21 protein-coding genes are annotated in these 23,542 nt (G+C 68.2%); 10 read left to right on the top strand and 11 right to left on the bottom strand.

What is annotated here, in order from left to right:
• Positions 1-98: 98 nt before the first annotated feature.
• Positions 99-1,190, top strand: a complete 1,092-nt coding sequence (locus ABEA82_RS09435) for a sugar ABC transporter substrate-binding protein (protein WP_345660896.1) — start codon at positions 99-101, stop codon at positions 1,188-1,190.
• A gap of 362 nt (positions 1,191-1,552) precedes the next feature.
• On the top strand, positions 1,553-3,343 hold the full coding sequence (gene kstD / locus ABEA82_RS09430) for a 3-oxosteroid 1-dehydrogenase (RefSeq protein WP_345660895.1): 1,791 nt from the start codon (positions 1,553-1,555) through the stop codon (positions 3,341-3,343).
• A 30-nt stretch (positions 3,344-3,373) separates the two neighbouring features.
• On the opposite strand, the gene ABEA82_RS09425 is transcribed toward kstD, so the two are convergent.
• A complete protein-coding gene (locus tag ABEA82_RS09425) occupies positions 3,374-4,045 on the bottom strand; it encodes a class I SAM-dependent methyltransferase (RefSeq protein WP_345660894.1) in 672 nt (223 codons plus the stop codon).
• Positions 4,046-4,232: 187 nt separating this feature from the next.
• Entirely contained in the window at positions 4,233-4,436 is a 204-nt protein-coding gene (locus ABEA82_RS09420; RefSeq protein ID WP_003992177.1) for a cold-shock protein, read from the bottom strand.
• A 319-nt stretch (positions 4,437-4,755) separates the two neighbouring features.
• Here ABEA82_RS09420 and ABEA82_RS09415 point away from each other — a divergent pair, with 319 nt between their 5' ends.
• Both ABEA82_RS09415 and ABEA82_RS09410 read left to right on the top strand, forming a co-directional pair.
• Complete coding sequence (locus tag ABEA82_RS09415) at positions 4,756-5,604, top strand: menaquinone biosynthetic enzyme MqnA/MqnD family protein (RefSeq protein WP_345660893.1); 849 nt, start codon at positions 4,756-4,758, stop codon at positions 5,602-5,604.
• Between the two features lie 85 nt (positions 5,605-5,689).
• A complete protein-coding gene (locus tag ABEA82_RS09410; RefSeq protein ID WP_345660892.1) occupies positions 5,690-7,432 on the top strand; it encodes a serine/threonine protein kinase in 1,743 nt (580 codons plus the stop codon).
• Positions 7,433-7,476: 44 nt separating this feature from the next.
• On the opposite strand, the gene ABEA82_RS09405 is transcribed toward ABEA82_RS09410, so the two are convergent.
• A complete protein-coding gene (locus tag ABEA82_RS09405) occupies positions 7,477-12,132 on the bottom strand; it encodes an FtsK/SpoIIIE domain-containing protein (protein ID WP_345660891.1) in 4,656 nt (1,551 codons plus the stop codon).
• Between the two features lie 373 nt (positions 12,133-12,505).
• Between ABEA82_RS09405 and ABEA82_RS09400 the strand changes: the two genes are divergently transcribed.
• A complete protein-coding gene (locus ABEA82_RS09400; RefSeq protein WP_345660890.1) occupies positions 12,506-12,805 on the top strand; it encodes a WXG100 family type VII secretion target in 300 nt (99 codons plus the stop codon).
• 69 nt (positions 12,806-12,874) lie between these two features.
• Here the strand turns inward: ABEA82_RS09400 and ABEA82_RS09395 are convergent, their stop codons facing one another.
• Positions 12,875-13,555 carry a hypothetical protein gene (locus ABEA82_RS09395; RefSeq protein WP_345660889.1) on the bottom strand — a complete coding sequence of 227 codons (681 nt, stop codon included), beginning with the start codon at positions 13,553-13,555 and terminating at the stop codon, positions 12,875-12,877.
• A gap of 144 nt (positions 13,556-13,699) precedes the next feature.
• Between ABEA82_RS09395 and ABEA82_RS09390 the strand changes: the two genes are divergently transcribed.
• From ABEA82_RS09390 to ABEA82_RS09370, 5 genes are all read left to right on the top strand, one after another.
• Positions 13,700-14,011 (top strand): WXG100 family type VII secretion target, encoded by a 312-nt coding sequence (locus ABEA82_RS09390; protein WP_345660888.1) that lies wholly within the window; start codon positions 13,700-13,702, stop codon positions 14,009-14,011.
• Complete coding sequence (locus tag ABEA82_RS09385; RefSeq protein ID WP_345660887.1) at positions 14,008-15,264, top strand: putative T7SS-secreted protein; 1,257 nt, start codon at positions 14,008-14,010, stop codon at positions 15,262-15,264. The genes ABEA82_RS09390 and ABEA82_RS09385 overlap by 4 nt, the downstream gene beginning before the upstream one ends.
• Before the next feature lie 34 nt (positions 15,265-15,298).
• Entirely contained in the window at positions 15,299-15,892 is a 594-nt protein-coding gene (locus ABEA82_RS09380) for a hypothetical protein (RefSeq protein ID WP_345660886.1), read from the top strand.
• Positions 15,882-16,550, top strand: coding sequence for a hypothetical protein (locus ABEA82_RS09375; RefSeq protein WP_345660885.1), 669 nt, complete (start codon positions 15,882-15,884; stop codon positions 16,548-16,550). The genes ABEA82_RS09380 and ABEA82_RS09375 overlap by 11 nt, the downstream gene beginning before the upstream one ends.
• 92 nt (positions 16,551-16,642) lie before the next feature.
• The gene (locus ABEA82_RS09370) at positions 16,643-17,125 is read left to right on the top strand and encodes a hypothetical protein (protein ID WP_345660884.1); all 483 of its coding nucleotides are present in this window, start codon (positions 16,643-16,645) and stop codon (positions 17,123-17,125) included.
• A 384-nt stretch (positions 17,126-17,509) separates the two neighbouring features.
• Here ABEA82_RS09370 and ABEA82_RS09365 read toward each other — a convergent pair whose 3' ends face one another.
• The 7 genes from ABEA82_RS09365 to ABEA82_RS09335 form a co-directional block, all read right to left on the bottom strand.
• Complete coding sequence (locus ABEA82_RS09365; protein ID WP_345660883.1) at positions 17,510-18,163, bottom strand: hypothetical protein; 654 nt, start codon at positions 18,161-18,163, stop codon at positions 17,510-17,512.
• Entirely contained in the window at positions 18,164-18,844 is a 681-nt protein-coding gene (locus tag ABEA82_RS09360) for a hypothetical protein (RefSeq protein WP_345660882.1), read from the bottom strand. It lies immediately after the preceding gene.
• Entirely contained in the window at positions 18,841-19,227 is a 387-nt protein-coding gene (locus ABEA82_RS09355) for a hypothetical protein (protein ID WP_345660881.1), read from the bottom strand. The genes ABEA82_RS09360 and ABEA82_RS09355 overlap by 4 nt, the downstream gene beginning before the upstream one ends.
• Before the next feature lie 78 nt (positions 19,228-19,305).
• Complete coding sequence (locus ABEA82_RS09350; protein ID WP_345660880.1) at positions 19,306-20,610, bottom strand: putative T7SS-secreted protein; 1,305 nt, start codon at positions 20,608-20,610, stop codon at positions 19,306-19,308.
• Between the two features lie 3 nt (positions 20,611-20,613).
• Positions 20,614-20,928 carry a hypothetical protein gene (locus ABEA82_RS09345; RefSeq protein WP_345660879.1) on the bottom strand — a complete coding sequence of 105 codons (315 nt, stop codon included), beginning with the start codon at positions 20,926-20,928 and terminating at the stop codon, positions 20,614-20,616.
• 619 nt (positions 20,929-21,547) lie between these two features.
• The gene (locus tag ABEA82_RS09340; RefSeq protein WP_345660878.1) at positions 21,548-22,597 is read right to left on the bottom strand and encodes a hypothetical protein; all 1,050 of its coding nucleotides are present in this window, start codon (positions 22,595-22,597) and stop codon (positions 21,548-21,550) included.
• On the bottom strand, positions 22,585-23,238 hold the full coding sequence (locus ABEA82_RS09335; RefSeq protein WP_345660877.1) for a hypothetical protein: 654 nt from the start codon (positions 23,236-23,238) through the stop codon (positions 22,585-22,587). The genes ABEA82_RS09340 and ABEA82_RS09335 overlap by 13 nt, the downstream gene beginning before the upstream one ends.
• Positions 23,239-23,542: the final 304 nt, after the last annotated feature.

Genomic DNA, 23,542 nt, shown 5'->3' with positions numbered 1-23,542 from the left:
GCACGCCGTCTCCCCTTGGCTTTCGAACAATCTCGTCGCGATGCTCCCCCCATCGGAAGGCACCACAAGTGAAAGCGCGTAACACCCGTCGGACCGCCGTGCGTCCCCTCACCATAGGCCTGGCGGTATCCGTGTCGGCCCTGTCCCTCGCCGCGTGCGGTGACGGCGGGAGCGACGACGCCGGGGCGAAGAAGAGCAACGACATCACGGTGGGGCTGCTGCTGCCCGACCGGGACACGGCACGCTTCGAGAAGTTCGACTACCCGCTGATCAAGGAAGAGGTCGCCTCCCTCACCGAGAACAAGGGCAAGGTCAGCTACGCCAACGCGGAGGCGAGCGCGTCCAGACAGAGTCAGCAGTTCCAGAAGATGATCGAGGACAAGGTCGACGTCATCCTGGTGGACGCCCTGGACTCCAAGAAGATCGCCCCGGACGTGCGCAAGGCCAAGGACGCCGGCATTCCGGTCATCGCCTACGACCGGCTCGCCGAGGGCCCCATCGACGCGTACGTGTCCCACGACAACGAACTCGTCGGGCAGGTGCAGGGCCGCGCCATCATGGGCGAACTCGGCGGCAAGGCCGAGAACAGCAAGGTCGTCATGATGAACGGCGACCCCGCCGACCCGAACACCGCACGCTTCAAGGACGGCGCCCTGAGCGAACTCCAGGGCCAGGTCGACATCGTCGAGCAGTACGACACCAAGGAGTGGAAGCCCTCCATCGCCAAGGCGAACATGGAGAAGGCGATCCAGGCCGTCGGGCTGAACAACATCGCCGCCGTCTACTCCGCCAACGACGGCATGGCGGGTGCCGTCATCGAGGCGCTCAAGGAGGCCGGCGCCACCAAGATGCCGCCGGTGACCGGACAGGACGCCAACCTCGACGCCGTGCAGCGGGTCGTCTCGGGGGAGCAGTACATGACCGTGTACAAGTCCTTCCTGCTGGAGGCGACCAACGCCGCGAAGATCGCGGTGGCCAAGGTGCAGGGCCGCGCGATCGAGTTCGCCGCGCTGACCCGGGAGACGGTCGACAGCCCGACGGCGAAGAACATCCCGGCGATGCTGGTGCCGGTGGTCGCCCTCACCAAGGACAACATCAAGGAGACCGTGATCACGGACGGCGTGTACACCGTGAACGACATCTGCACCCCGAAGTACAAGGCGGACTGCGCGGCGATCGGCCTGGAGTAGCGGTCAGCACCGGCCCGGAGTGGGGGCCGGAGCCGGACGGGGGTCGGGCCGCCGCGCGGCGGCGGCCCCGGGGCGACACCGTCGTGGGAGCCGTGCGCCGGTGATGTCGAGAGGGCCCGTGCGCGAGCGCCGGGCCGGACATCGGCCACCGAGAGGCGGCCGCGAGGCCGGAGATCCGGTCGTGCGGGCGGAGATCCGGTCGTGCGGGCGGAGAACTGGTCGTGCGGAACCCATAGATCCGGTCGTCCGGGGCCGGGTGCCCGGAAGGGGCTGAACTCGCCGCCCCTGCACGGCTCTTGACTTCGCAAGGCCCGCGCGCGACATTCCCCACCCCTTCGCGTTCCTCTCGGGCTGGAGCGGACATGACCACGAGCACGAACACCGCGGGGACCTCCGGAGCCCCGTCCCGAAGACGAGTGCTGGCCGGTGCGGCCGGTGCGGCCGGTGCCGGGCTCGCGGTCGCCGCCGGGGTGCGACAGAGCGCCCACGCCGCCGACCTGCCCCCGCTCGGCACGTACGACGTCGTCGTCATCGGGTCCGGCGCGGCCGGGATGACGGCCGCGCTGACCGCCGCCGGACAGGGGCTGAGCTGTGTGGTCGTGGAGAAGGCCCCGACCTTCGGCGGCTCCGCCGCCCGCTCCGGCGCCGGGATCTGGATCCCCAACAACGAGGTGATCCTGGCGGCCGGCGTCCCCGACACCCCCGCCAAGGCCGCCGCCTACCTCGCCGCCGTCGTCGGCCCGGACGTCCCCGCCGACCGGCAGCGCGCCTTCCTCACCCACGGCCCGGCGACGATCTCCTACGTCATGGCCCACAGCCCCCTGCGGTTCCGCTGGATGGAGGGCTACAGCGACTACTACCCGGAGCTGCCCGGCGGCCTCCCGAACGGCCGCTCCATCGAACCCGACCAGATCGACGGCCATCTCCTGGGCCCCGAGCTGGCCCGCCTGAACCCGCCCTACATGGACGTCCCCGCCGGCATGGTCGTCTTCAGCGCCGACTACAAGTGGATCGCCCTGGCCGCCGTGCACGCCAAGGGCGCGGCCGTGGCCGCACAGTGCCTGGCCCGGGGCACGGCCGCGGCGCTGCGGGGCGAGAAGCCCCTCACCATGGGGCAGGCCCTGGCGGCCGGCCTGCGCGCGGGGCTGCGGTCCGCCGGGGTGCCGGTGTGGCTGAACACGCCCCTGACCGATCTGCACGTCGAGAACGGCACCGTCGCCGGAGCCGTCGTCACCCGCGACGGCACCCCTGGCCTGGTCAGGGCCCGCCGGGGCGTGATCGTCGGCTCGGGCGGCTTCGAGCACAACGCGGCGATGCGCGACCGCTTCCAGCGGCAGCCGATCGGCACGGACTGGACGGTCGGCGCGAAGGAGAACACCGGCGACGGCATCCGGGCGGGGGAGCGGCTCGGCGCGGCCCTGGACCTCATGGAGGACGCCTGGTGGGGCCCGGCGATCCCGATCCCGGGCGACCCGTACTTCTGCCTCGCCGAACGCACCCTGCCCGGCGGCCTGCTGGTGAACGGGGCGGGCAGGCGCTTCGTCAACGAGGCCGCGCCCTACAGCGACGTCGTCCACACCATGTACGACGTCCACGACACGGACCCGGCCATCCCCTGCTGGCTGATCGTCGACCAGAACTACCGCAACCGCTACCTCTTCAAGGACGTCCTGCCGGTCCTTCCCGTCCCCGACGACTGGTACGACTCGGGCGCCGCGCACAAGGCCTGGACCCTGGACGCGCTGGCGGCCTCGATCGGCGTACCCCCGGCGGCCCTGCGCACCACGGTCGACCGCTTCAACACCCAGGCACGGCAGGGCAAGGACCCCGACTTCCACCGCGGCGACAGCGCCTACGACCACTACTACACGGACCCCAACGTCCTGCCGAACTCCTGCCTCGCCCCACTCTGGCTGCCGCCGTACCACGCCTTCCGCATCGTCCCCGGCGACCTCGGCACGAAGGGCGGGATGCGGACGGACGCCCGCGCCCGCGTGCTCCGCGAGGACGGCTCGGTGATCCGCGGCCTGTACGCCGCGGGCAACGCGAGCGCCGCCGTCATGGGCCACAGCTACGCCGGCGCGGGCTCCACCATCGGTCCCGCGATGACGTTCGGGTACATCGCCGCGAAGGACATAGGGGGAACGCTGTAGCGGCGGCCGAGGAGCGGGCCGCCGGAGGGGTCACGGGCGGGCCTCCGCCCCCGGCACCCCCCGCTTGCGGGCCATCAGGAGGGCCTGGGGGACCGGCTCCCCGAGTTCCTCGTCCGGTTCCCTCACGGTGCGGGAGCGCACGGTGAATCCGGCGGTCTCCAGGAGCGGGGCGATCCGCTCCGGGCTGCGCCGCCGGAAGTCCAGGGCCACCCGGTGCCCCCAGGCCTCCTCGTAGCGGCGGGGCTCGTCACCGGCCTGGAAGGCGAGGAGCAGGTGGCCGCCGGGGCGCAGGACGCGGGCGAACTCGGCGAAGACCTCCGGCAGCCGGTCCTGCGGGGTGTGGATGATCGAGTAGTAGGACACGACCCCGGCGAGCGAGCCGTCGGGCAGGTCCAGGTCCAGCATCGAGCCCTGCTCGAACCACAGGTCCGGGTTCTCACGGCGGGCGATCGCGAGCATCGACTCCGACAGGTCCAGGCCGAACACGGACAGCCCCCGGGACGCCAGGTACGCCGTCACCCGCCCGGGCCCGCACCCCAGGTCGGCGACCTCCCCGCCCACGCCCACGAGCTCCGCGAAAGCGTCCAGCAGCCCCCGGTCCAGGGGCCGGGCCCCGAGCGGGTCGCTGAACTGGACGGCGTAGTCCTCGGCCACGGTGTCGTAGAAGGTGCGGGTCTCGATCAGGAAGTCGGCGTCGGTCATGGCCCGACCCTATTGCGGGGCCCGGAGCCGAGGCCCGGACCCGGGCGCGGACCGGCGCGGGCCGACGCGTTCCGGCCATCGAGGCGTCCGACCCGGGCAGAATTCGCCGGAAATTCATCAGAGGGAAAGAGGAGAAAAGGCAGGAGCCCCCCGCCTGGGCGGCGGGGGGCTCCTTGGGTACTACTGATCAGACCGGCGTGACGTTCTCAGCCTGCGGGCCCTTCGGGCCCTGCGTGACGTCGAAAGACACCTGCTGGTTCTCCTCGAGGGAGCGGAAGCCGCTCGCGTTGATCGCGGAGTAGTGGACGAAGACGTCGGGGCCGCCGCCCTCCTGGGCGATGAAACCAAAGCCCTTTTCGGCGTTGAACCACTTCACGGTTCCGGTAGCCATAAGCCCTCCTTGGGCCCAAAAGGGTTGCCCTGCTCCAGAACCAGCAAGTGTGAAGATGAATTCTGCACAACTGCATACGTCTGAGAATGACGAGAGCCCGCGGTCACATGCTCCGCAGGCTCTGTACTGCAAGGGAAACCAAACTGCAACTTGCGATGAGCCTAGCACGCAGGCCCCGGAATGCAATAGGGGTCAAGATCACGTCACCCGAATGTTTGAACATCCTCCGCCGAGTGGCGGTGAAGGCCTCCGCCGCGAATCCCGGGCCGACCGCGGGGCCGGTCACGGCCCCCTAGGCCGTGAGGGCTAGCCTCACGATGTGGACAATCCTCGCACCCGGCCGCGCGTCGGCCACATCCAGTTCCTGAACTGCCTGCCCCTGTACTGGGGGCTCGCCAGAACGGGCACGCTCCTCGACTTCGAGCTGACGAAGGACACCCCGGAGAAGCTCAGCGAGAAGCTGGTGCAGGGCGAGCTCGACATCGCCCCGATCACCCTCGTCGAGTTCCTCAAGCACGCGGACCAACTGGTCGCCTTCCCCGACATCGCCGTCGGCTGCGACGGCCCGGTGATGTCCTGCGTGATCGTCTCGCAGGTCCCGCTGGACCGGCTGGACGGCGCCCGCGTCGCCCTCGGGTCGACCTCCCGCACCTCCGTCCGCCTCGCCCAGCTGCTCCTCGCCGAGCGCTACGGCGTACGGCCCGACTACTACACCTGCCCGCCCGACCTCAGCCTGATGATGCAGGAGGCCGAGGCGGCCGTCCTCATCGGTGACGCGGCGCTGCGCGCCAACATGCTCGACGGGCCGCGCTTCGGCCTGGACGTGCACGACCTGGGTCGGCTGTGGAAGGAGTGGACGGGACTGCCGTTCGTCTTCGCGGTCTGGGCGGCGCGCCGCGACTACCTGGAGCGGGAGCCGGTCCTCACGCGCAAGGTGCACGAGGCCTTCCTCGCCTCCCGCAACCTCTCCCTGGAAGAGGTCGGCAAGGTCGCCGAGCAGGCCGCCCGCTGGGAGGACTTCGACGAGGAGACCCTCGCCCAGTACTTCACGACGCTCGACTTCCGCTTCGGCGGCCCGCAGCTGGAGGCGGTCGCCGAGTTCGCGCGGCGCGTCGGCCCGACCACGGGCTTCCCGGCGGACGTGAAGGTGGACCTGCTCCAGCCCTGAGCGGGGCACGGCCCCGGCACTACTCTTCTGGGAGTGCGGGCGCACGGGGGACACCCCCGCCCGCCTACGGGGGAGGGGTGACGCCATGCGGCCGCTCGAAGCCGACGAACCCACCGTCGTGGGGCCCTACCGGCTGCTCGGCCGGCTGGGCTCCGGCGGGATGGGCCGGGTCTACCTGGGGCGCAGCGCCGGCGGCCGCACGGTCGCGGTGAAGATCGTGCACCCGCACTTCGCGCTGGACGAGGAGTTCCGGGCGAGATTCCGCCGCGAGGTCGAGGCCGCGCGCCGGGTGGGTGGTGCCTGGACGGCGCCCGTCCTGGACGCGGACCCGGACGCGCCGGTGCCGTGGGTGGCGACGGCGTACGCGGCGGGCCCGTCGCTCTCGGCCGCGGTCGCCGAGGGCGGCCCGCTGCCGGGCCACACCGTACGGGCGCTGGGCGCGGGACTCGCCGAGGCGCTGGCGGCGGTGCACGAGCTGGGCCTGGTGCACCGGGACGTGAAGCCGTCGAACGTACTGCTGACCCTGGACGGCCCGCTCCTGATCGACTTCGGGATCGCCCGGGCCACGGACGGCACGGCGTCCCTCACCTCCACGGGCGTCTCGATCGGCTCGCCCGGCTACATGTCGCCCGAGCAGATCCTGGGCAAGGGCGTCACGGGCGCCGCGGACGTCTTCTCGCTGGGCGCGGTCCTCGCGTACGCGGCGACCGGCGAACCGCCGTTCCCCGGGGACTCCACTGCGGCCCTCCTCTACAAGGTCGTCCACGAGGAGCCGGAGCTGGGGGCGCTGGAGGGAGAGCTGCGGGATCTCACGGCGGCCTGCCTGACGAAGGACCCGGGCGCCCGGCCCGCCCCCGCGGAGGTGGCCCGGCGGCTGGCTCCCGACGGTGCGGCCAGGCTGGTGGCGGGCGGGTGGCTGCCGGGGGCGCTGGTGGAGCAGGTGAGCCGGAGCGCGGTGCGACTGCTGAACCTTGAGGCCGCCGGGGCGGGGGCAGGGCCGGGGGCAGGGGGGCCTTCGGGGCCGGTGGGGTTCAGCAGCCCATCGGTGGGGGCGCCGGAACCGGCCGACGCCGCGGTGTTCGGCCCGCCGCCGGTCATGCCCACGCCCCTTCCGGCCGTACCCGAGCCCCGTGACGGCGACGGCACACAGCCCTCCGATCGCCACCGCCCGGGCAAGGTCTCCGTCTCCGTGACGGCGACGTCCACGCCGGAGGGCGGCGGGCGGGTGCGGAAGCTCAGCTGCACGGTGGCCCTGGCCGTCGCGGGGGCGATGGCGGCCGTGACGATCGGGTCGGTGTTCGTGTTCGACCTGCTGCCCGGCCGGACCTCCGACGACGACACGAGTGACTCCGGCGCGGGCCCCGGCTCCCCACCCGCGGCGACCGCGGACCCCGGCTCCTCACCCTCCGCGACCGCGGACCCCGGTTCCCCACCCGCGGCGACCGCGAGCTCCGCCCCTTCCGGCCCTTCCGGCGGCGCGGTGCCCGCCGCCTACCTCGGCACCTGGGAGGGCCAGGGCACCGCCCTGGACGGCAACCTGCCCCTCGGCACGTTCCGGATCACCGTCGAACGGGCCGCGGTGGGCGAGGAACTGGGCCGCCTGCGCCAGACCGACCAGATCGGCGGCGTCTGCGTCGACGTACTGACCCTGAAGCAGGTGACGAAGAAGGAGATCGTCGCCACGTCGGTCGGCGCGAAGACCAACCACAGCGGCTGCAACCCGGCGGAGACGACCGTCCACCTCACGCCGGTGGGTGACGACCTCCAGTACCGGTCGGAGAGTGCGGAGTCGGGGCGGCCGCAGGCGCGGATGTCGCGAGTGCGGTAGCGCAGACCCGGCCGCCCCCCTGGGAGGGGGGCCGCCTCACCGCCTCACCCCGGGATGACGACCGTCCGCAGCTCCCCGTCGCCGAGGTGCAGCATGCCCTTGCCCGGGGCGACCTGGCCGCCGACCATGCCGCGGTTCAGGCGCACGCCGACGAGGTCGCCGCTGGAGGACTCCTGGGGGGAGAGGAGGATGCCGCGACGGGCCTTCTTCGCGTCGACCTGCCAGCCGGAGAAGCCGCTGCACACGTCCTCCTCGTCACCGGCGATGACGAGGGCGAGGCCGCGCTCGGCACCACGCGAGCAGAGCTTCTTCAGCTGGCTCTCGGCGTCGCAGTCCTCCAGCAGCTCCCCGTCGTCGATGAGCACCGCGATCGGCTCCTCCAGCGACGCCTGATCGACGAGCTCCTCGAACTCGTCCTCGTCGATGTCGTCGCCGGTGAAGACCTTCAGGACGCCTTCCGCACCATCGAGTTGGCGGAGCGGCGACTGGCGCGGGGCCGCGACGACCAGGCGGGTGCCCTGCGCCAGGAACGACTGCGCGAAGTTCATCAGCACCGTCGAGCGGCCCGACTTGGCCGGGCCCGCGACGACGAACGCCGGTACGCCCTGCGCCAGGTCGGGGCCGAAGCCGACGATCTCGTCGCCGCCGATGCCGACCAGACCCCACAGGCGCGAGCGCGACGCGTCCGGGTCCCGCATCTCCCAGGCCTCCGGGAAGGAGATCCGGCTGGGCAGGCTGTCCACGCGGAACGGCCGGTGCGCACGCGGCACTTCCGCGTCCCGGGCGGCAGCCGCCTCGCCGATCGCCGCCAGCGCGGCGGCCTGGCCCTGGCCACTGGTGTCCTCGGAGAGCAGCGCGAACTGCGTCTCCGTACCGAACTCGTTGCGGAAGGCACGCCCCGGCGGGATCTCCTCGGGCACCTTGCGGGCCGGGATGCCGAGCGCGGAGAAGTCGCTGCGGTCGGCGAGCCGCAGACCGTACTTGTCCTCGGTGAGGGTCGCGATCCGGCCGACCAGCAGGGTGCGGTCGCCCGTGAGCACCAGGTGGATGCCGACGCTCGCGCCCTCGCGCATCATCGTCTGCAACTCGTCCGTGAGCGAGCCGTGGTCGATCTCGCCGAGCGTGGGCACCCAGCCCTCCCAGCGGTCCAGCAGCACCACGATGTGCGGCAGCCGCTCGTCCTCGGCGACCGAGGCCCGCTGCTCGCCGATGTCCGCGAAGCCCTTGTCCGCCAGCAGGTCCTGGCGGCGGCCCATCTCGCCCTTGAGCCGGTTGACGAGCCGCACGACCCGCTCGGTCTGGTTACGTCCGACGACCGCGCCGCAGTGCGGCAGCCGCGTCAGGGCGTTCAGCGCGCCGTTGCCGCAGTCGATGCCGTACAGGTGCACGTCGGCGACCGAATGCGTACGGGCGATCGAACCCGCCAGGGTGCGCAGCACCTGGGAGCGGCCGCTGCGCGGAGCACCGCCGATCATCAGATGGCCGAACGTGGAGAAGTCCACGGCGACCGGGCGGCGGGCCTGGCTGGCCGGCAGGTCCTCGATACCGTACGGAGCCGGCGGCAGCTTGCCGGCGCCACCGGCGAACGCGGGCAGCTCCACGTCGTCCAGCAGCAGCGTCTCGTCGAGCGCGGGCAGCCACGGGCTGTGCTGCGGCGGGATACCGAGCGAGCTGTTGGCCTCGCGGATGGTGTCGACGAGGACCTTGAGGTCGGTGATCTCCTCTTCCTCACGCGCCTCGGCCTTCGGCTTGACCAGCGCCGCACGCCCGAGGTCCTCCCAGCCCAGCGGGCCCACCCACGGCATGAGCACCGCCGGGTCGGCGGCGCCGGGCCTGCGGCCACCCACGCGTCCGGACTGGAAGGGCACCAGGGAGGCGTGCCCGAGCCGGGCGTAGGCGCGGCCCGGGGTGTTCTTGGAGATGTGCCCGGCCTCCGGCGAGTCGATGACGTCGCTCGACTCGCCGCCGTCCGTCACGCGCAGCGCGATCCGGAGGTTGGTGTTGGCGCGGATCTCGGGCGATACGACACCGGACGGCCGCTGCGTCGCCAGCAGCAGGTGGATACCGAGGGAACGACCTCGCTGGGCGATGTTCACGAGCCCCGTCACGAAGTCGGGCAGGTCGCGCACCATGGACGCGAACTCGTCGATGACGATGAGCAGTCGGGGCACGGGCTGGTGCGAGGGGTCCCGGCGTACGAGATCCTGGTAGTCCTCGATGTCCTTGGCGTCGGCGGCGGCCAGGATGTGCTCGCGCCGGTGCAGCTCCGCACCCAGCGACTCCAGGGCCCGCTCCACCAGGTGGGCGTCGAGGTCGGTCACCATGCCGACGGTGTGCGGCAGATGCACACAGTCCTTGAAGGCCGCGCCACCCTTGTAGTCGACGAGCACGAACGTCATGTTCTCGGGCGTGTTCGCCACCGCCAGCGCCGCCACGATGGTCTGCAGCAGCTCCGACTTACCCGAACCGGTCGTACCGGCGATCAGACCGTGCGGGCCGTCCTTGCGGATGTCGATCCCGAACGCCCCGTCGTACGACTCACCGATGACGGCCAGCGTCGACTGCCCGCCCATCCGCCACCGCGCCGTGATCGCCTCGCTCGTCGGCGGCTCCAGCTGGAGCACGTCCAGCAGCCGGCTCGACCCCGGGAGCGCCGAGTCCTCGGTCTCGCCGCTGATGTCCCGCAGCGGCGACAGCGACCGGGCGAGCCGCAGACACCAGGCCGCGGAGACGAAGTCGGGCCGTACGTCCTTCAGCCGCTCGGCCCCGGCCTCCTCGACGCGCAGCCGCAACTGCTCGCTGCGCCCGGCCTGTTCGGGCTGCTGTGCGGTGGTGTGCCAGGCCTGGAAGGACGGGAAGCCACCGGCCGCCTGCTGCTGGGACTGCTGCTGCACCTGCTGGGCGGGCTCGTACTCCTCGGCCTTCGGCTCGGCGACGACGTAGGCCTGGCACTCGCCGGGCAGGAACCGCTCCTCGGCGTCGAGGCAGACGGCGAACATGGACACGGCCGGTCCTTCACGCAGCAGCCGCACGACGCCGGGGAGGGACCGCAGCCGCCGCGACCCGTCCCACACCACGACGATGTCGGGATCGCTGAAGCTCGAACCGCCCTGCGACTTGTTCTGCTCGGCGGCCTTCTTCCGTGCGTCGAGGATCTGCGTCAGCTCGCCGATACGGGCGCCGACGGTCTCGGCGTCGGTCCCGATGAGCACGTTGACGTCCTGACCGCCGGTCGGCCGGGCGTGCGGCAGCCAGCGCATCCAGTCCCAGGACTCCTGCGCGGCGTTCTCGCTCAGCACGTAGAACTGCACGTCCATCGGGCTGTGCAGCGCCGCGGTCTGCGCGACGGCCCAGCGCCCGAGGGCCCGGGCGGAGTCGCCGGGTCCGGCCATGCCGATGACCCCGAGGGTGCGCAGATGCAGGGCGACCGGGGCGTCCTCGATCTTCCAGGTCACCTGGCGACGGTGGTCGTCCTGCTCGGGGTCGTCGAGCACCACCTCAGAGGGCAACTGCCCGGTCCCGACGCGGAGCAGGAGATGATCGCGGTCGGTGCGCCGCCGCTCCCAGAGCCGGGTGCGGGGCCCGGTCCCGAGGGCGAGCACGGTCGCCGGGTCGGGTATCGCGTGCCGCCGGTCGTTCCGCTCGGCGACGAGCGCGTCCTGCGCGTCCTTCTCGATCCGCTCCTTCTGCTCCTCGTACTCCTGGACCTGCTTGGCGTGCGACTTACGCCCGTGCTTCTTGTCGTTCCAGTAGTTCGCGAAGAGCATGATCGGGCTCAGCCCGGCCATGATCAGGTAGTACCACTTCTGAAAGACCATCACTGACACGAGGGCACCGACCAGCGGCGTCAGCGCCATCAGCCAGGGCAGCGGCCGCGCCTCGTACTCACGGGGCGGCGCCGGCAGCCGGAAGCTGGTCTGCCGCTCGGGCGGACGCAGCCGCGGGGGCCGGTTGTAGTCGAGGCCGACGCCGTCGTCGGACCACTTGAGGGCGGCGTTCGGAGGCGTGTAACGGGTGAGTTCGAGAAGGGTGTTACCGAGAGCGATCTGCCCACCGAGGGGCCACTCGAGGGGCCCGCCCTTCTTCTCTTCCTTCTTCTCCCGGTCGTTCTTCCTGCCGTTCTTCTTACCGCTCTTCTTGCCCTGGTCCTTCTTCTCTTCCTGGTCGCTCTCGTCGAGGGACGCGCCGTCGAGGGTGACGGCCGCCTTGTCCATGTGCACGGCGACCTGGCAGGTGCCGTCGGTGGCGACGGAGAGGGTGAGGGCCCGGGCGTCGACCTCGGGGTCGTCGATACGGACGTACGACGCCGCCCCGCTGCCGATGTCGTACCGCCCGACGCCGAGCCGGTGCACGAACCCGGCGGCCGGCCCGCCGACGACGCGCAGTTCGACGAGCCCAGTGGGCTCACCCGGCAGACACCCGGACGGATCCTGAAGACTGACGACGGCGCCCTCGCGCAGGGGCGACCCCACCACGTTGGCGCTGGGGTCGACGGCGTACCCGTCCACGTACACGAGGGGCGCGTTGTTCGCCGGCGCGTGCCGGTGCTGCCCGAGCGGGATGACCTGCGCCCCGCTGTGCCCGACCTGCTTGGCCAGCTCCTGGGCGATGTCCCCCACGGTGGACTCAGGATCGGCATCGAGCACGACGTCGGCGGTGGCACCGCCGTACGGGTCGACGACGGTCAGAGTCAGGCGCACGACTTGTCCTCCCCGTTGCCACTGGGCCGGTACGGCCGCTGTGGTTCGTTGCTGCGTCCGCTGTGCTGCTCGCTGTGCTGTTCGCTTCAGTCACGCGGGTCACAGTCGTAGGGGACGATATCCGTTCGGCACGGCGATGGGGCAATGGGGAGGCGCCGTGACGTTCCCGATGGCAACGTCGTACACGACTTCATGACGGCTCGTTCACAAGCCGGGGATGCTGCATCACAGGCCACACCCGTAAGCTGCAACCGCAAGAGCGGACGATCACACCGGTTGCCACGCGACCGGTAACTCGGCCTGGAGGCCGGTGAGTCCGCAAACAGGGAGCCACGGGGGTTGGCCCTGCGGCGTTGTGAGAGGGAGCGGCTTCATGGCCAAGGACCTTGATGTCACATATCAGGACATGCGGGATGCTGCCAAGCATGTCGTGAAGGAGAAGGAGAAGCTCCAGGAGAAGCTGGAGGGCCTCCGCAAGTACATCAACAACCTCGTGCAGGGCGGCTACGTCACGAAGAGCTCGTCGAAGGCGTTCGACGAGAACTTCGACGAGTTCGTGCGCGGCACGAAGGACACGCTCGACGGTCTGGACGGCATGGGGGACTACCTCACCATGGCTGCGGACAAGTTCGAGCAGATCGATGACGAGCTGGCGAAGCAGGCTCGCAAGTAAGGGCGAGATGCCTGTCCGGTGTCGGCGGCGTACGCTGCCGGCACCGGACGCCCGGTCAGCGGGGGTGCGTCAGTTGTCGGGGAGAGGCTGCCGGAGCAGGTAGGTGTGGAGATCGCTACGGGGCTCCTCCGTGTCGACCCGCAGCCAGGAACCGTCACGGAAACGTATGAGCAGCATCCTCGTCTCGAACTCGCCGGAGAAGGGGTCGACGAGGGTTGCTTCGGAGGCGGGAATGCGGGCGACGACCTGCATGTGCTTCTCCCGGCCCACGGTCACGCGCTGCGGTGGAGCCGCGAGGACGATCCCGTCCTGGGTCGCGAGCAGCATGCGCTGGTGGTGGGTGGAGTGGCTGTACCAACGCAGCAGGAACTGCCCTGCGTCGCCTTCCCAGTTCCCGTCGAAGACCCGGTCGAGCCCGTGCTGAGCGATGAGGGCGTCTCGGCGCTTGTCGTCCTCGTCCTGCACTCGGAGCCGTTCCTTCTCGTCCTTCGTGGCAAGGGACCGCTTGACGGCCTCTTCCCCGTTGGACAGCAGGGTCAGCAGCATGAGGACGGGCATGAACGGCACGGCGAGCACCGCACCCACCATGCCCAGCGGGCGCAGCCTGGCAGGACGGAACCGAGGGTGGCCGGCAGCCTGGAGCACCTCCACGGGCGGCTGCGGGATCTTGTCGAGCGTGCACCATTCCGCAGCCTCGGCGTGCACGCCGAGGCGATCCGCCAACAAGCGCTGCTTGCCCCTACGTGTCACGTCAAGAATCTCCTTGCCGGTGCGGAAACGGGATCGGTACGCCGTGAGCGTATCTCGTACGGCAGGCCATGAGGAGTGACGGCGTCCGTATCCCTGGCCGCGCTCGCCGGATCCACCGAGAACGTTCATAGAAAGGCATAAATCATGGGGGACCACATAAAGGCGGATCTTGCCGCCATCAAACAATGTTCACGGGATCTGGGAAAGATTCACGGTGAATTCGAGCGCAACGGCAATCCCGCCGACGAGTACGGCCAGGCTGTGGGGCACGGCGGACTCAAGGATGCCTTCTCCGAGTTCGGCGACACCTGGAAGAAGACGCGGAAGAAACTGATGAAGGAGCTTGAGCAACTGGCCGAGTTCACCTCGTCCGCCGCCAAGGCGTACGACGAGGTCGACAAGAAGCTGGCACAGGCCATCCGGGACGCCAAGGCGAACAGCAAGGGGAAGAAGTGAGCAGGACGGACGCCGACTGGCCGCCTCTGTGGAACGACGACCCGACGCCGGGCGACCCGGAGGAAGTCGCCGAGCTGGGCCGTAAGTTGCGCAAGATGGCCGACATGATCGACGAGCAGTCGAGGGTCATCAAGGAGCTCGCGTCCGTCGAGGGCTGGGACAGTGAGGCCGGTAAGGGCTTCCACGAGCTGGCCGGCGGTACGGCGGACAAGCTGAAGAAGTCCTTCGAGCGCTACGACGAAGCAGCCAAAGCCGTCGGGGAGGATGTGCGCGAGGGGAGCTCGGACAAGTTCGCCAGCGAAATGCGCCGCGCGCAGCGGAAGGCGGACAAGGCGCTGAGCGACTACCGCGAGGCTGAACGCGACCATGACCTCGCGGATCGCGAGGTGAAGAAGATCACCGACAAGTATCCCGCGCAGCCCATTCCCGCTGCGGAGAAGGACGAGTACGAGCGCTGGGTCAAGAAGCGCACTGAGGCCATGCACCGTATCGGCGACGCGCGGAAGGCGGTGAAGGACGCCCGGGAGATCTACGACGATGCCGGGGACAAGGCCGCTCGTCACATCAAGAACGTCGTGCACCATGACGCCGTCAGGGATCCCGGCGGCTTCATGAACTTCCTGGCGGACTGGGCGGACATGCTGTCGAACATCTCCGCCGTCCTGTCCGTGCTCGCGGTGATCTGCGCGTTTGTTCCACCGTTGCAGTTCCTGACTCCCATTTTCGCGACCCTCGCCGTACTGTCCAGCGCCGCCGCACTCGCGGGCCATGCGTACGACATGGCCGTACGCGGGGGGAAGGTCGACTGGCTGAAGCTGGGCACCGACGCGCTGGGAATCCTGCCCGGGATGGGGGCACTGAAGGGGTTCAGGGCCCTCACCGGTCTCAAGGGACTGGCGAAGGTCAAGGCGTTCGGAAGTCTGAAGACCTTCGGGTCGTTCCGGGGCATGGCCGCAATGGACGGCATCGGCCACGCCTTTTTGAACGGGGTCGGCGTCACCGTGGCCAACAAGATCCTGGGCCGGGTGGCGCGCAAGGAACTCGTGGACGGCAGGAAGGTCACGGGTCTGATCAAGGGCGCGGGCCTCGGGAGCGCCTTGCACAGGATGCTGAGCGGCGAGAACGGCGAAAAGACCGGATACCAGGAGCCGGCAGAGGCCACCAAGCCCGCTCCGTCACCGTCACCGTCGCCCTCACCGGGGCCTGCCCCGAGTGTCTCGCCCACGTCGTTCAACGCGGCCCTGGCGGCGTAGCCCATCGACGGCCTGTTCAAGGAAGGTGCACATCATGGACGACGAGCAAGAGCTCGGCCAGTGGGAGTTCATCGGCCGCCGGGGCGGTGATGTCGTCACCTTGGTCAGCGGTTCGGTGATCGCCGCTGTCCCCGAGGCGAACCGGGCCGCGGAGGAGGCTCGACGGAAGCTGCGGTTCGACTTCCTGGACGACCGGGCCGTGCTGTCGCTGCTGCGCCGGCGTCACGATGACGAGCAGGACATGTTCAGGGCCGGCTTCGCGCACGGAGTGCCCTTGGCGCTCGTGGGCTTCGGCGCGGTGCTCTACTGGGGCGGTGTGGCGCTGTACTGGGAGAGCCCCGCTGCGCGCACGGCCTATCTGGCGGTCGCCGCCGTCGTCCTGGTGACGCAGCTCTTCTTCTTCGTGCGAAGTGCCCGGTCGCACTGGGGGGATCCGGTCCGGCAGAACCTGCGAGCGCGGGCGCGAAGCTACCGGGAGATCGCACACATCGCGCGAAGGGGCGGTGCCGACATCCCGGCTCACTACCCGCACTACGGCCCCTACCCCTTCGCTGCGACATTCCGCCCCGAGGTGGACGACGACGAACAGCGTCATGTGTCCGAGAGTGAAGGTTCAGATGACCACTGACACCGTCGGCGAAGCCCAGCGCGGTCTTACGGGAAGCGACGGCGTAGAGGTTCGCTGGATCATGCCGGAAGGTTTCTTCGAGCTGCCCTTCGAGGCAGACGACCTGGACGAACTCGCCGACAAGCTCGTCGAGTTGGCCAAGCGGACGCTGCCGCGTGCCGATGAGGAAGTCCAGCTCGAGTGGGCTGCCATGTGCGCCGCGAACTACGACGAGTTCATCGAGGCGGGTGTCCAGTACGCCGGCTTCGTCACGACGGAGGTCGACGACGTCCGCTGCACGGCCACGGTGAACGTCAGCCTCATGGATCTGGACGAACGGGCGGGCAAGGACCCGGCGGGCTTCATCGCGACCACGATGCGGCACCTGGAACTCGGTCAGGTCGGCGAAGTGCAGCTGCCCTGCGGCCCCGCAGTGACCTGCGTCGGCAACAGGTCTTCCCGCATCGACGGCAGCCTGACGCAGTCGGGCCGGGACGAGCCGATCTGGACGTCCTTCATACAGGTCCAGATCCCGCTGACCAACGGGACCGTTCTGCTGCTGGAGATGGGCACACCGACGATCGAAGGGTGGGACGTCTTCTCCGCCATGTTCGCGGGAGTCGTCAAGAGCGTCCGCTTCTTCGACCCGCACGGAGCTCCCTTGGTGATGCCGGGGTGAATGAGTCACCACAGGCGGAAGCCTCATCGCGGGAGGCTGTTCCGCGGGACTACAAGCTGCTGGTCCCGCGGGAATGGTTCCGCATCGACCTCATGCAGGCCCGCTGGCGCGCCCAACTCAAGACCTTCGTGGACCGGCAGGCAGAGGGCCGGAACGTCCCCGCGGAGCTCACACAGAAGGTGTGGGCCACACTGCGCAACACCACGGAAGCCGGCCGTGCGCGCGGTGCCATGGAGCTCTTCCTCCTGACCACCTCCCAGAACGGCGGCCTCCCGGCCTCACTCCTCGTGTCCCTGATGCCGTTGGGCAACACCCCCGCCGATCCGGAGGAATACGCGGCGTTGCTCGAGCTCCGGGAGCCTGACGGCCCGGGGCGGCGGCAGGTGTCGGTGGTGGAGCTGCCCGCAGGCGTTGCGGTGCGCCTTCTTGGCTCCACGACGCTGAATTTCCATGTCCTGATGCCGGGTGGGGTGGGCTGGTTGACGCTCTCCTTCTCGGCTCAGCTGACCGGGATGCCGGGCCCCATGGAGCAGTTGTGCGATGCCATTGCGGGGTCGCTGCGGTGGGTTGTGTGAGGCGGTTGGGCGCGAGGGCTGACGCCGTTGGTACGTGCGGTCTGTGTGCCGCGGCGTCGGGCCGTGTTTCCTTCTCCTGAACGGTTTGGTGCGGCCTGGATCCCCGGGATTGGTGTCAAAGCTGGGTTGCAGAGTTGATGCCAGTCACTCCGGTGTATGACCGCTGCCTCGGAGGAGCCGACAGCGAGGGAGCGGGCGGCGGATAGTTCGGCTCCCTGAGATGGCGTGCGAGTGCGACCTCGGGCAGCCCCCAGCGCCAGGATCACCAAGGCCGGCAGCGCCGCCACGGCCAGGCCGACGGGGTCGGGCCGTAAGGGGCCAAGACGAGTGCGCCAGCGGTGGCCGAGAGCGAGGAGGGCCGCGTAGTCGCACCGACGACCGGGATCACGAGGACTTCCAGGTATCCACTTCCTCATCCGGGCTGATGCGGATGGTGCGGGCGAATTCGTCGACATCGTCGAGAGCTCGGAGGATACGGCCGGCGTCGGGATCGGCCAAGATGATCAGGACGTCCGCAGCTTCCGTGCCCTTCTCGTAGCGCCAGGCGTAACGGAGGCCGACGTGCACCTCGTTGCTGTCCTCGTCCTGGTAGTAGCGCAGCACCCGCAAGCCGGCTCCCAGATGCGGGGAGTCAAAGTCCTCGACGATGGGAGGCTCGACGGTGTAGCTGGCATCGGCGTGGGTCAGACCGCGCAGTGCCGTCTTCCGCTCTTCGCCCGCCTCGATCTCCACCAAGTCGACATACGCAGGAAGTGGGATCTCCCGCGGGTGCGGCAGATGGAGGAAGACCTCGAAGTCCGGAAAGGCCGCAGGGGCCCTGATGGCGTACATCAACAGGATGTTGGTCAGCAGGTCGACTTCGCCCGGTTTCGGATTCTCCGACGCGAAATCCTCCCAGAGGCCCTCGGCGAAGTAGCGTGCCCACGCCTCAGGCGTTTGCGCCTCCTCGACGTCCTCAAGACCCGGTTCCGGCCACATGAGCGGGATGCGGATCCAAGGGGACAGATCCATGGCGTGCTTGACGTTGAGCCAGCTCACTCAGTAACTCCACTTGAACGTGCCGACCACCGCGTCGAACAACTCGACCAGCACGCCGGTAAATTCACTGTCGATATCGCCGTCACCCGGTGTGGAGAAGTTGATGCTGATCCACCGACCGGGATCGTCGGCCACGGGGATCACATACTCGACCCGCCGCGTTGGCAGGGCGGCCTGCTGTACGGCTTCAGGGGCGGAGTTCAGCTTCTCCGCGTCAGGGGTGGAGCGGTAGGCGCGGCGGAGTGCAGGTGCCCCTGCCACGTCAACCTTCGTCGCCGCTCCGCCGTGGACATCCTCGTTGGCCAGTTGAGCGATCACTGCCTGCGGAGGAACCGCATGGTCTTGGCCGATCGGCATCTCGGCGACGATGAAAGAGGCCATGAGGAAGATCCCTCCGCGCGGGAGCGCCGGAAGGTAGAGGTCAAGGCCGCCATTTCTCCTGGCCGCACGGGCCTGCTTCTCCAACTGGCGCCGCATGTCCAGACGGAAGCGCATCGCCTCATCCCGGGGAATGCCCTCCGGGACTTGCCCCATGTGTGAGAAGAGGAGGCTCTCGAGTGCTTCCTTCGTGCCCTCGCGCAGGGGGATGCGGACCCAGCCGGGTGGCAGGATGAGCTCGTAGCCGCGGGGTGCGGTCACCTCGACGGGGGGTGCCTGCTGCTCTGTATCGGACATGCTCACGCGCGGGCCTTCTTGAGCTGTCGGTCGGCCACCAGGATCGTCAGGGAGGAGAGCACCGAAATCACGGCAAGCCAGCTGTAGCCTAGAGCCCCGATGATGTTCCAGAACAGGTACATGGCAGCAACGATCTTGATCGTCTGGGAGAAGTTGGAACCCATCCGTGGGTTACGGATGAGTTCTCGGTTCCTGAAAAACAGGGCCAGCATCAGCACAGGCGAGATCATCAACGGCCATGCTGCGTAACCGTAGGTGAGCCAGTCCATTCCGCCGTACTTGCTGCCGAGGTCCTGGAAGGCGAAGCAGAGAATCGGTACCAGTGTGCACGCAGCAAGGAACTTCATGGCTCGCGATTCCTGTGGGCTTTTCGCCGGAATTGTTGCCACTGTCTCCACTCCCTCAAATTTCTGGCTTTGAATTTTGCCACGTTTTATTGATGCCGGTAAATTTGCACTTCGGAGTGGTCACCAGCGGCTCCCGACTTCACGCGTCAGAACATCCTTGGCATCGCCGTACTGGTCCCCGTAGGGTCCCTTTTCTCCGAGTTTGTCACCCACGTCCACCGTAGTGGCAGCTCCGTAGTTCAGCTTGAACTTCAATGCGGCCTTATCCATTGCGTTGGCCGCCCTCACCACCTCAGGATTCCCGCCGAATTCGGCCCGCATCGCCTTGGCGAACTTACTCGCGCTGGCGACTTCCCCCTCGCCGCTCAGCAGGCGGTCCAGTCGGGTCGTCCCGGGCCGGGTTTCCTTCGCTCCGATCTGGCGCAGAGCATCCTTCGCGCGTACTGCTTTCGCGCCGCGGGCCGAGTCGGTGCCGTATCGCATGATGTTCTTGTCGAGCAGCTTGCGCAGATTCGAGTACCGCTGGAACCGTCCGGCCCTACTGGCGGTCTTGAGCGTTGTCGCTGCGGCCTTCACGCCCTTCATCGCGACGCTGCCGAACCCAAGCGTCACCAGCGCGAAGACGTCCATGGCGACGTCCGCCCAGTTCCCGTCACCGGAGAGGGCCAGCAAGGTGTGCCCGACGCCGACGAGCGCCGTGAGACTGAGGGTGGTCACCGTGATGAGGGTCGCCAGCCATCCGACCGGCGTGAAGAGGAGGGCGATAACCCCGATGATGGTCGCTGCCCAACTTAGGATTTCAATAACGGTTTTGATCGTGTCCGCATGCGTGTGGACCCAGTCCTTGAAGTTCTCCCACTTGCTGTCCTTGATGATGTCAGAGATGTCATGGCCGATGTTCTCGGCGTAATGCCTCGCGCGGGAGTCGCGGTCGGAGACGACCTGGTTGAGCTGCTTGTGATACGTCGCCAGATGGCTGTCAGGGTCGGACTCCTCTGATGTCTTCTTGTCGCCGTCCTTTCCGTCCTTCTTGTCCTCGGCCTCCTTTTTCTTCACCTCGGCAGCGTGTTCTTCGTCGGCCTGCTTCGCGGCTCGGAGGACGCTGTCGGCCCGTTCCTGGAAGCCCTCCAGTTCGTTGGCCCAACTGCCGAGGTCGCCGACCACGCGTTCGTAGCGGCTCGCAGTCTCACGGAAGCGCTTCTCAAGGTCGCCGGACTTCTCGCGGATCTTGTCGGCGTACTTGCCCTGCAACACATCGCCGTCGGCGGCCTTGCGCAGGATGCCGGCCTGGTCGCGGAGGGTCGAGGCGAGATCCTTCATCCTGCGGACCTCGTCGCGGATGTCCTCCGGATCGCCGGGGATCGGGTCCTTCTCCGCCAGCGGATGCCAGTCGACCGGTCGGCGCTTGCCCTTACGCGTACCCATCGGTCAGTTTCCCCCGTTTTTGCCGTTCTTCTTCTTGTTGGCGTTCTTGAGATCGAGGTCCAGCTTCTCGAAGCTCGTGAGCGCGGTCTCTACCTGCTTGCCCAAGTCCTCGACGTTTTCGAGAAGTTCACGTCGATAGTTGTCCCAGTTGCTGACGAACTGGTCCATTTTGCCCGCGATGCTGTCATGGCCCCAGATGTCATGGATGTCTTCTCGGTGTTTGTCGATATTATTAAGGGCTCTTTTGATGTCCTTCAGATTGGTCTTCGAAGACTCCAAAAGTGTGTAGTCGGCTACCAGGCGGTCGTGCTCCCCCATGGGCTCCTCCGTTTGCACTTACGTGATCAACACGCTCCCGCTGGGCTCAACCCACGGGCACAGTCACCGCAAAACGCCTCTCCGCTCTCTCCAGAGCGGCAGCCCTCTGGGCCTTCCCCTGTGAAAGTGGACACCCATTCGCATAGCTATGCGGCAAGTGTGATGGTAGTCGAAGCAGATGGGCTGCTCGCCCCCGTATGGCCCCCTTTGCTGTCACACCAAGATTTGTCGCCGCCTCCGCTGGCGGTGAACGGGAGGGCCGCTGTGGTGGTGAGTTCGGCGGCAGTGGTGGTCAGAGCTCGACGGGCCACGGGTCTCTCCCCCAGCGATCGACTGTCGTCGCATGTGTGCGGTAGGGAATGAAGCTAGCAGGAGCGCGTCATCGCGGTGAGCGCGGTACCAACATGCCGGAGTTCGCCTGTCGGCGGCGCTTCCCTGTGGGCCCCGCCAGGCAGAGGTCAGGCAGGAGCACCTGACGGTATTGAGGTGATGCTCCTGCTTTCGCCAGTGCGAACTTCCGCGCGGCCAGCCTGATGCGTACTGCCATGAAAGCCTGGTGAATTACGGTGTTCGGGTTCGGCCGAGCCTTCCAGTCTTTCTGTTCGAACCCTCAGCCCCGTCACCTGTTGACGGCTTGGATCTCCTGGACGGCGACATCCTGGTCGTTCCCGAAGGTGCCGTTGGGGAGCTGTGTCGGATTGGGGTTGCCCGTGCCCGTCCAGGTGATCTCCCATGTGACAGTGGCCTGGAGCTTGAAGGTGCCGTCGCCGGAGGAGCGGAGGTACCTGATGCCGCACGGCGGGGTCTGGTCGGACTTGCCCTTGGCGTAGGGCTCGCCGATCGAGCCGTCGTCGTTGATGGTGCACTCGCCGGAGGCGGGGAAGGTCTCGGCGTCTGGCGTACCGGGCTCCAGCTTGAGGGAGACCGGCTTGGCAGTGGTGGTGGCCTGGATATTCAGGCCTCCGGCGTTGATCTGGGCTGTGACAGAAACGTCCTTGAACTTGGCCTTGTCGAGCCAGGCCCACGTCGGGAGATTGACCTTGGTGGCGGCCTCGGGCGCGAGGGAAACCTCGGTGGTCGGCAACTCGATGCGATTGTAGGCGAGTTCAGCAAGAACCTGAGGGGTTACCGCGTTTTCGACGGGCGGAGCATCGCCTGTCTCGGCCCAGAAGGGCTGCCGGTCGCACGCCTGGGCCGCTGGCTCCATCCAGCGGTCCTCGTCGCGGACGGCCACCCACCAATTCCCCTCGTCCTTCTTGTCGAGGTTGTAGTTCTTGTACTTGCCGTCCTTGTAGGTGTTGCGGAACATGCCGACCGAGGCCTTGGCGTAGCTGTGCTGGCCGGGCGTGTTGACGGTCTCGTTGTACTGTCCCTCGACGTACTTCGCGAATTCCTCAGCGCTTCGGGGCTCGTACCAACAGGCGGGCGGCGACCAATTGCCCGCGGGTTGCAGGCTGCCGGCGCCGCCACCAGACTTGCCGGCCGTTGAAGCGCTGAAGGTGATCTTGGAGACGAGGCTGGTTCCGTCTCGACCACCGCTGGGGGTGGCCTTCTGGCCGTTGGACTTGCCCGGCGTGCCCCATGCGAACGCAGTGGCCGGTGTGAGAGCGAGGACGCAGGCAGTCGTCGAGGCAACGATCCATCGGCGTTGAACTCTTATCGCAGGCACGTCTTGTTCCCCCGCTCCGACTCAAGCTTCGTCGTCTGCCACACGCCGTTGCTGTTCTTCTCCAGACGCGTGCTGTACAGCACGAAGGAGTCGTCGGAGGCGGGCGTCCTGTCGATCTTGTTGGTCTTACGGTTCTTGTTGAACGCCTTACTTTCATCTGCGCAGTACGAGACGCCCGCGGACTTCTTGTCGAACACGCTGATATCAGGTGCGTAATAGCGGACCGACCCGTAGTAGGTCAATCCGGAGTCCACGATGCCCTTGACCCAGTCCTGGCTGGCTGCGAGGGCGCTGCCCGCCTGATAGAAGCTCAGGGCGGAGGACTCCGGCTCGCCCTGCGTGACCGCATAGGTCACCGCTGATTGCGCTCGTCCAGCGTCTGCCAGGACTGCGTCCTTGGTAGCGTCTCCCGTGGTCCAGCCCTCGAACGCTTCCTTGACGTCCTTGGGAAGTTTCATGCTCGGGCGCTTCACGTCATCTTCGGATGCGTTGGGCGGAGTCGGTGATGTGGACTCTGCAGAGTCCGCGCCGGCGATCTTGTCGTTACCGCCGGACTTGTCGTCCCCGCTACCGCAGGCCGTCAACAACAGTGCTGCCGTCGCCGTCAGTGCGACAGCAACGGGCAATGGGCGGCGCTTCACAGTGACTCCCCGTGAGACAGAAGTTCAGTTAGAGCGCTGACGCTACCGGTGAGGTTTCCGGTTTCACCAGAGTGAACTTGCGTGATTACAGGGGCAATTCAGGATGTAAGGGGCTCTCAAGGGACTGGTTGTGTCCTGATCGTGCCCAAACGGGAGACCGTGCCGGGTGCCGCCGTATCCGGCGTCGGACGCCGCACCTGTCGGGGGCTGGTCGGGGCCCGATTCGCTACTGCGCTCCCTCGCCCGCACCGCAGATCTCCCTGTGAAGCTCACCGTTCCACCCCTACGGCCACACCTCCGAAAC

The sequence above is a fragment of the Streptomyces venetus genome, from assembly GCF_039540295.1.
GTDB classification, from domain to species: Bacteria; Actinomycetota; Actinomycetes; order Streptomycetales; family Streptomycetaceae; genus Streptomyces; species Streptomyces venetus.
This window is presented reverse-complemented; position numbering and strand designations above follow the sequence as displayed.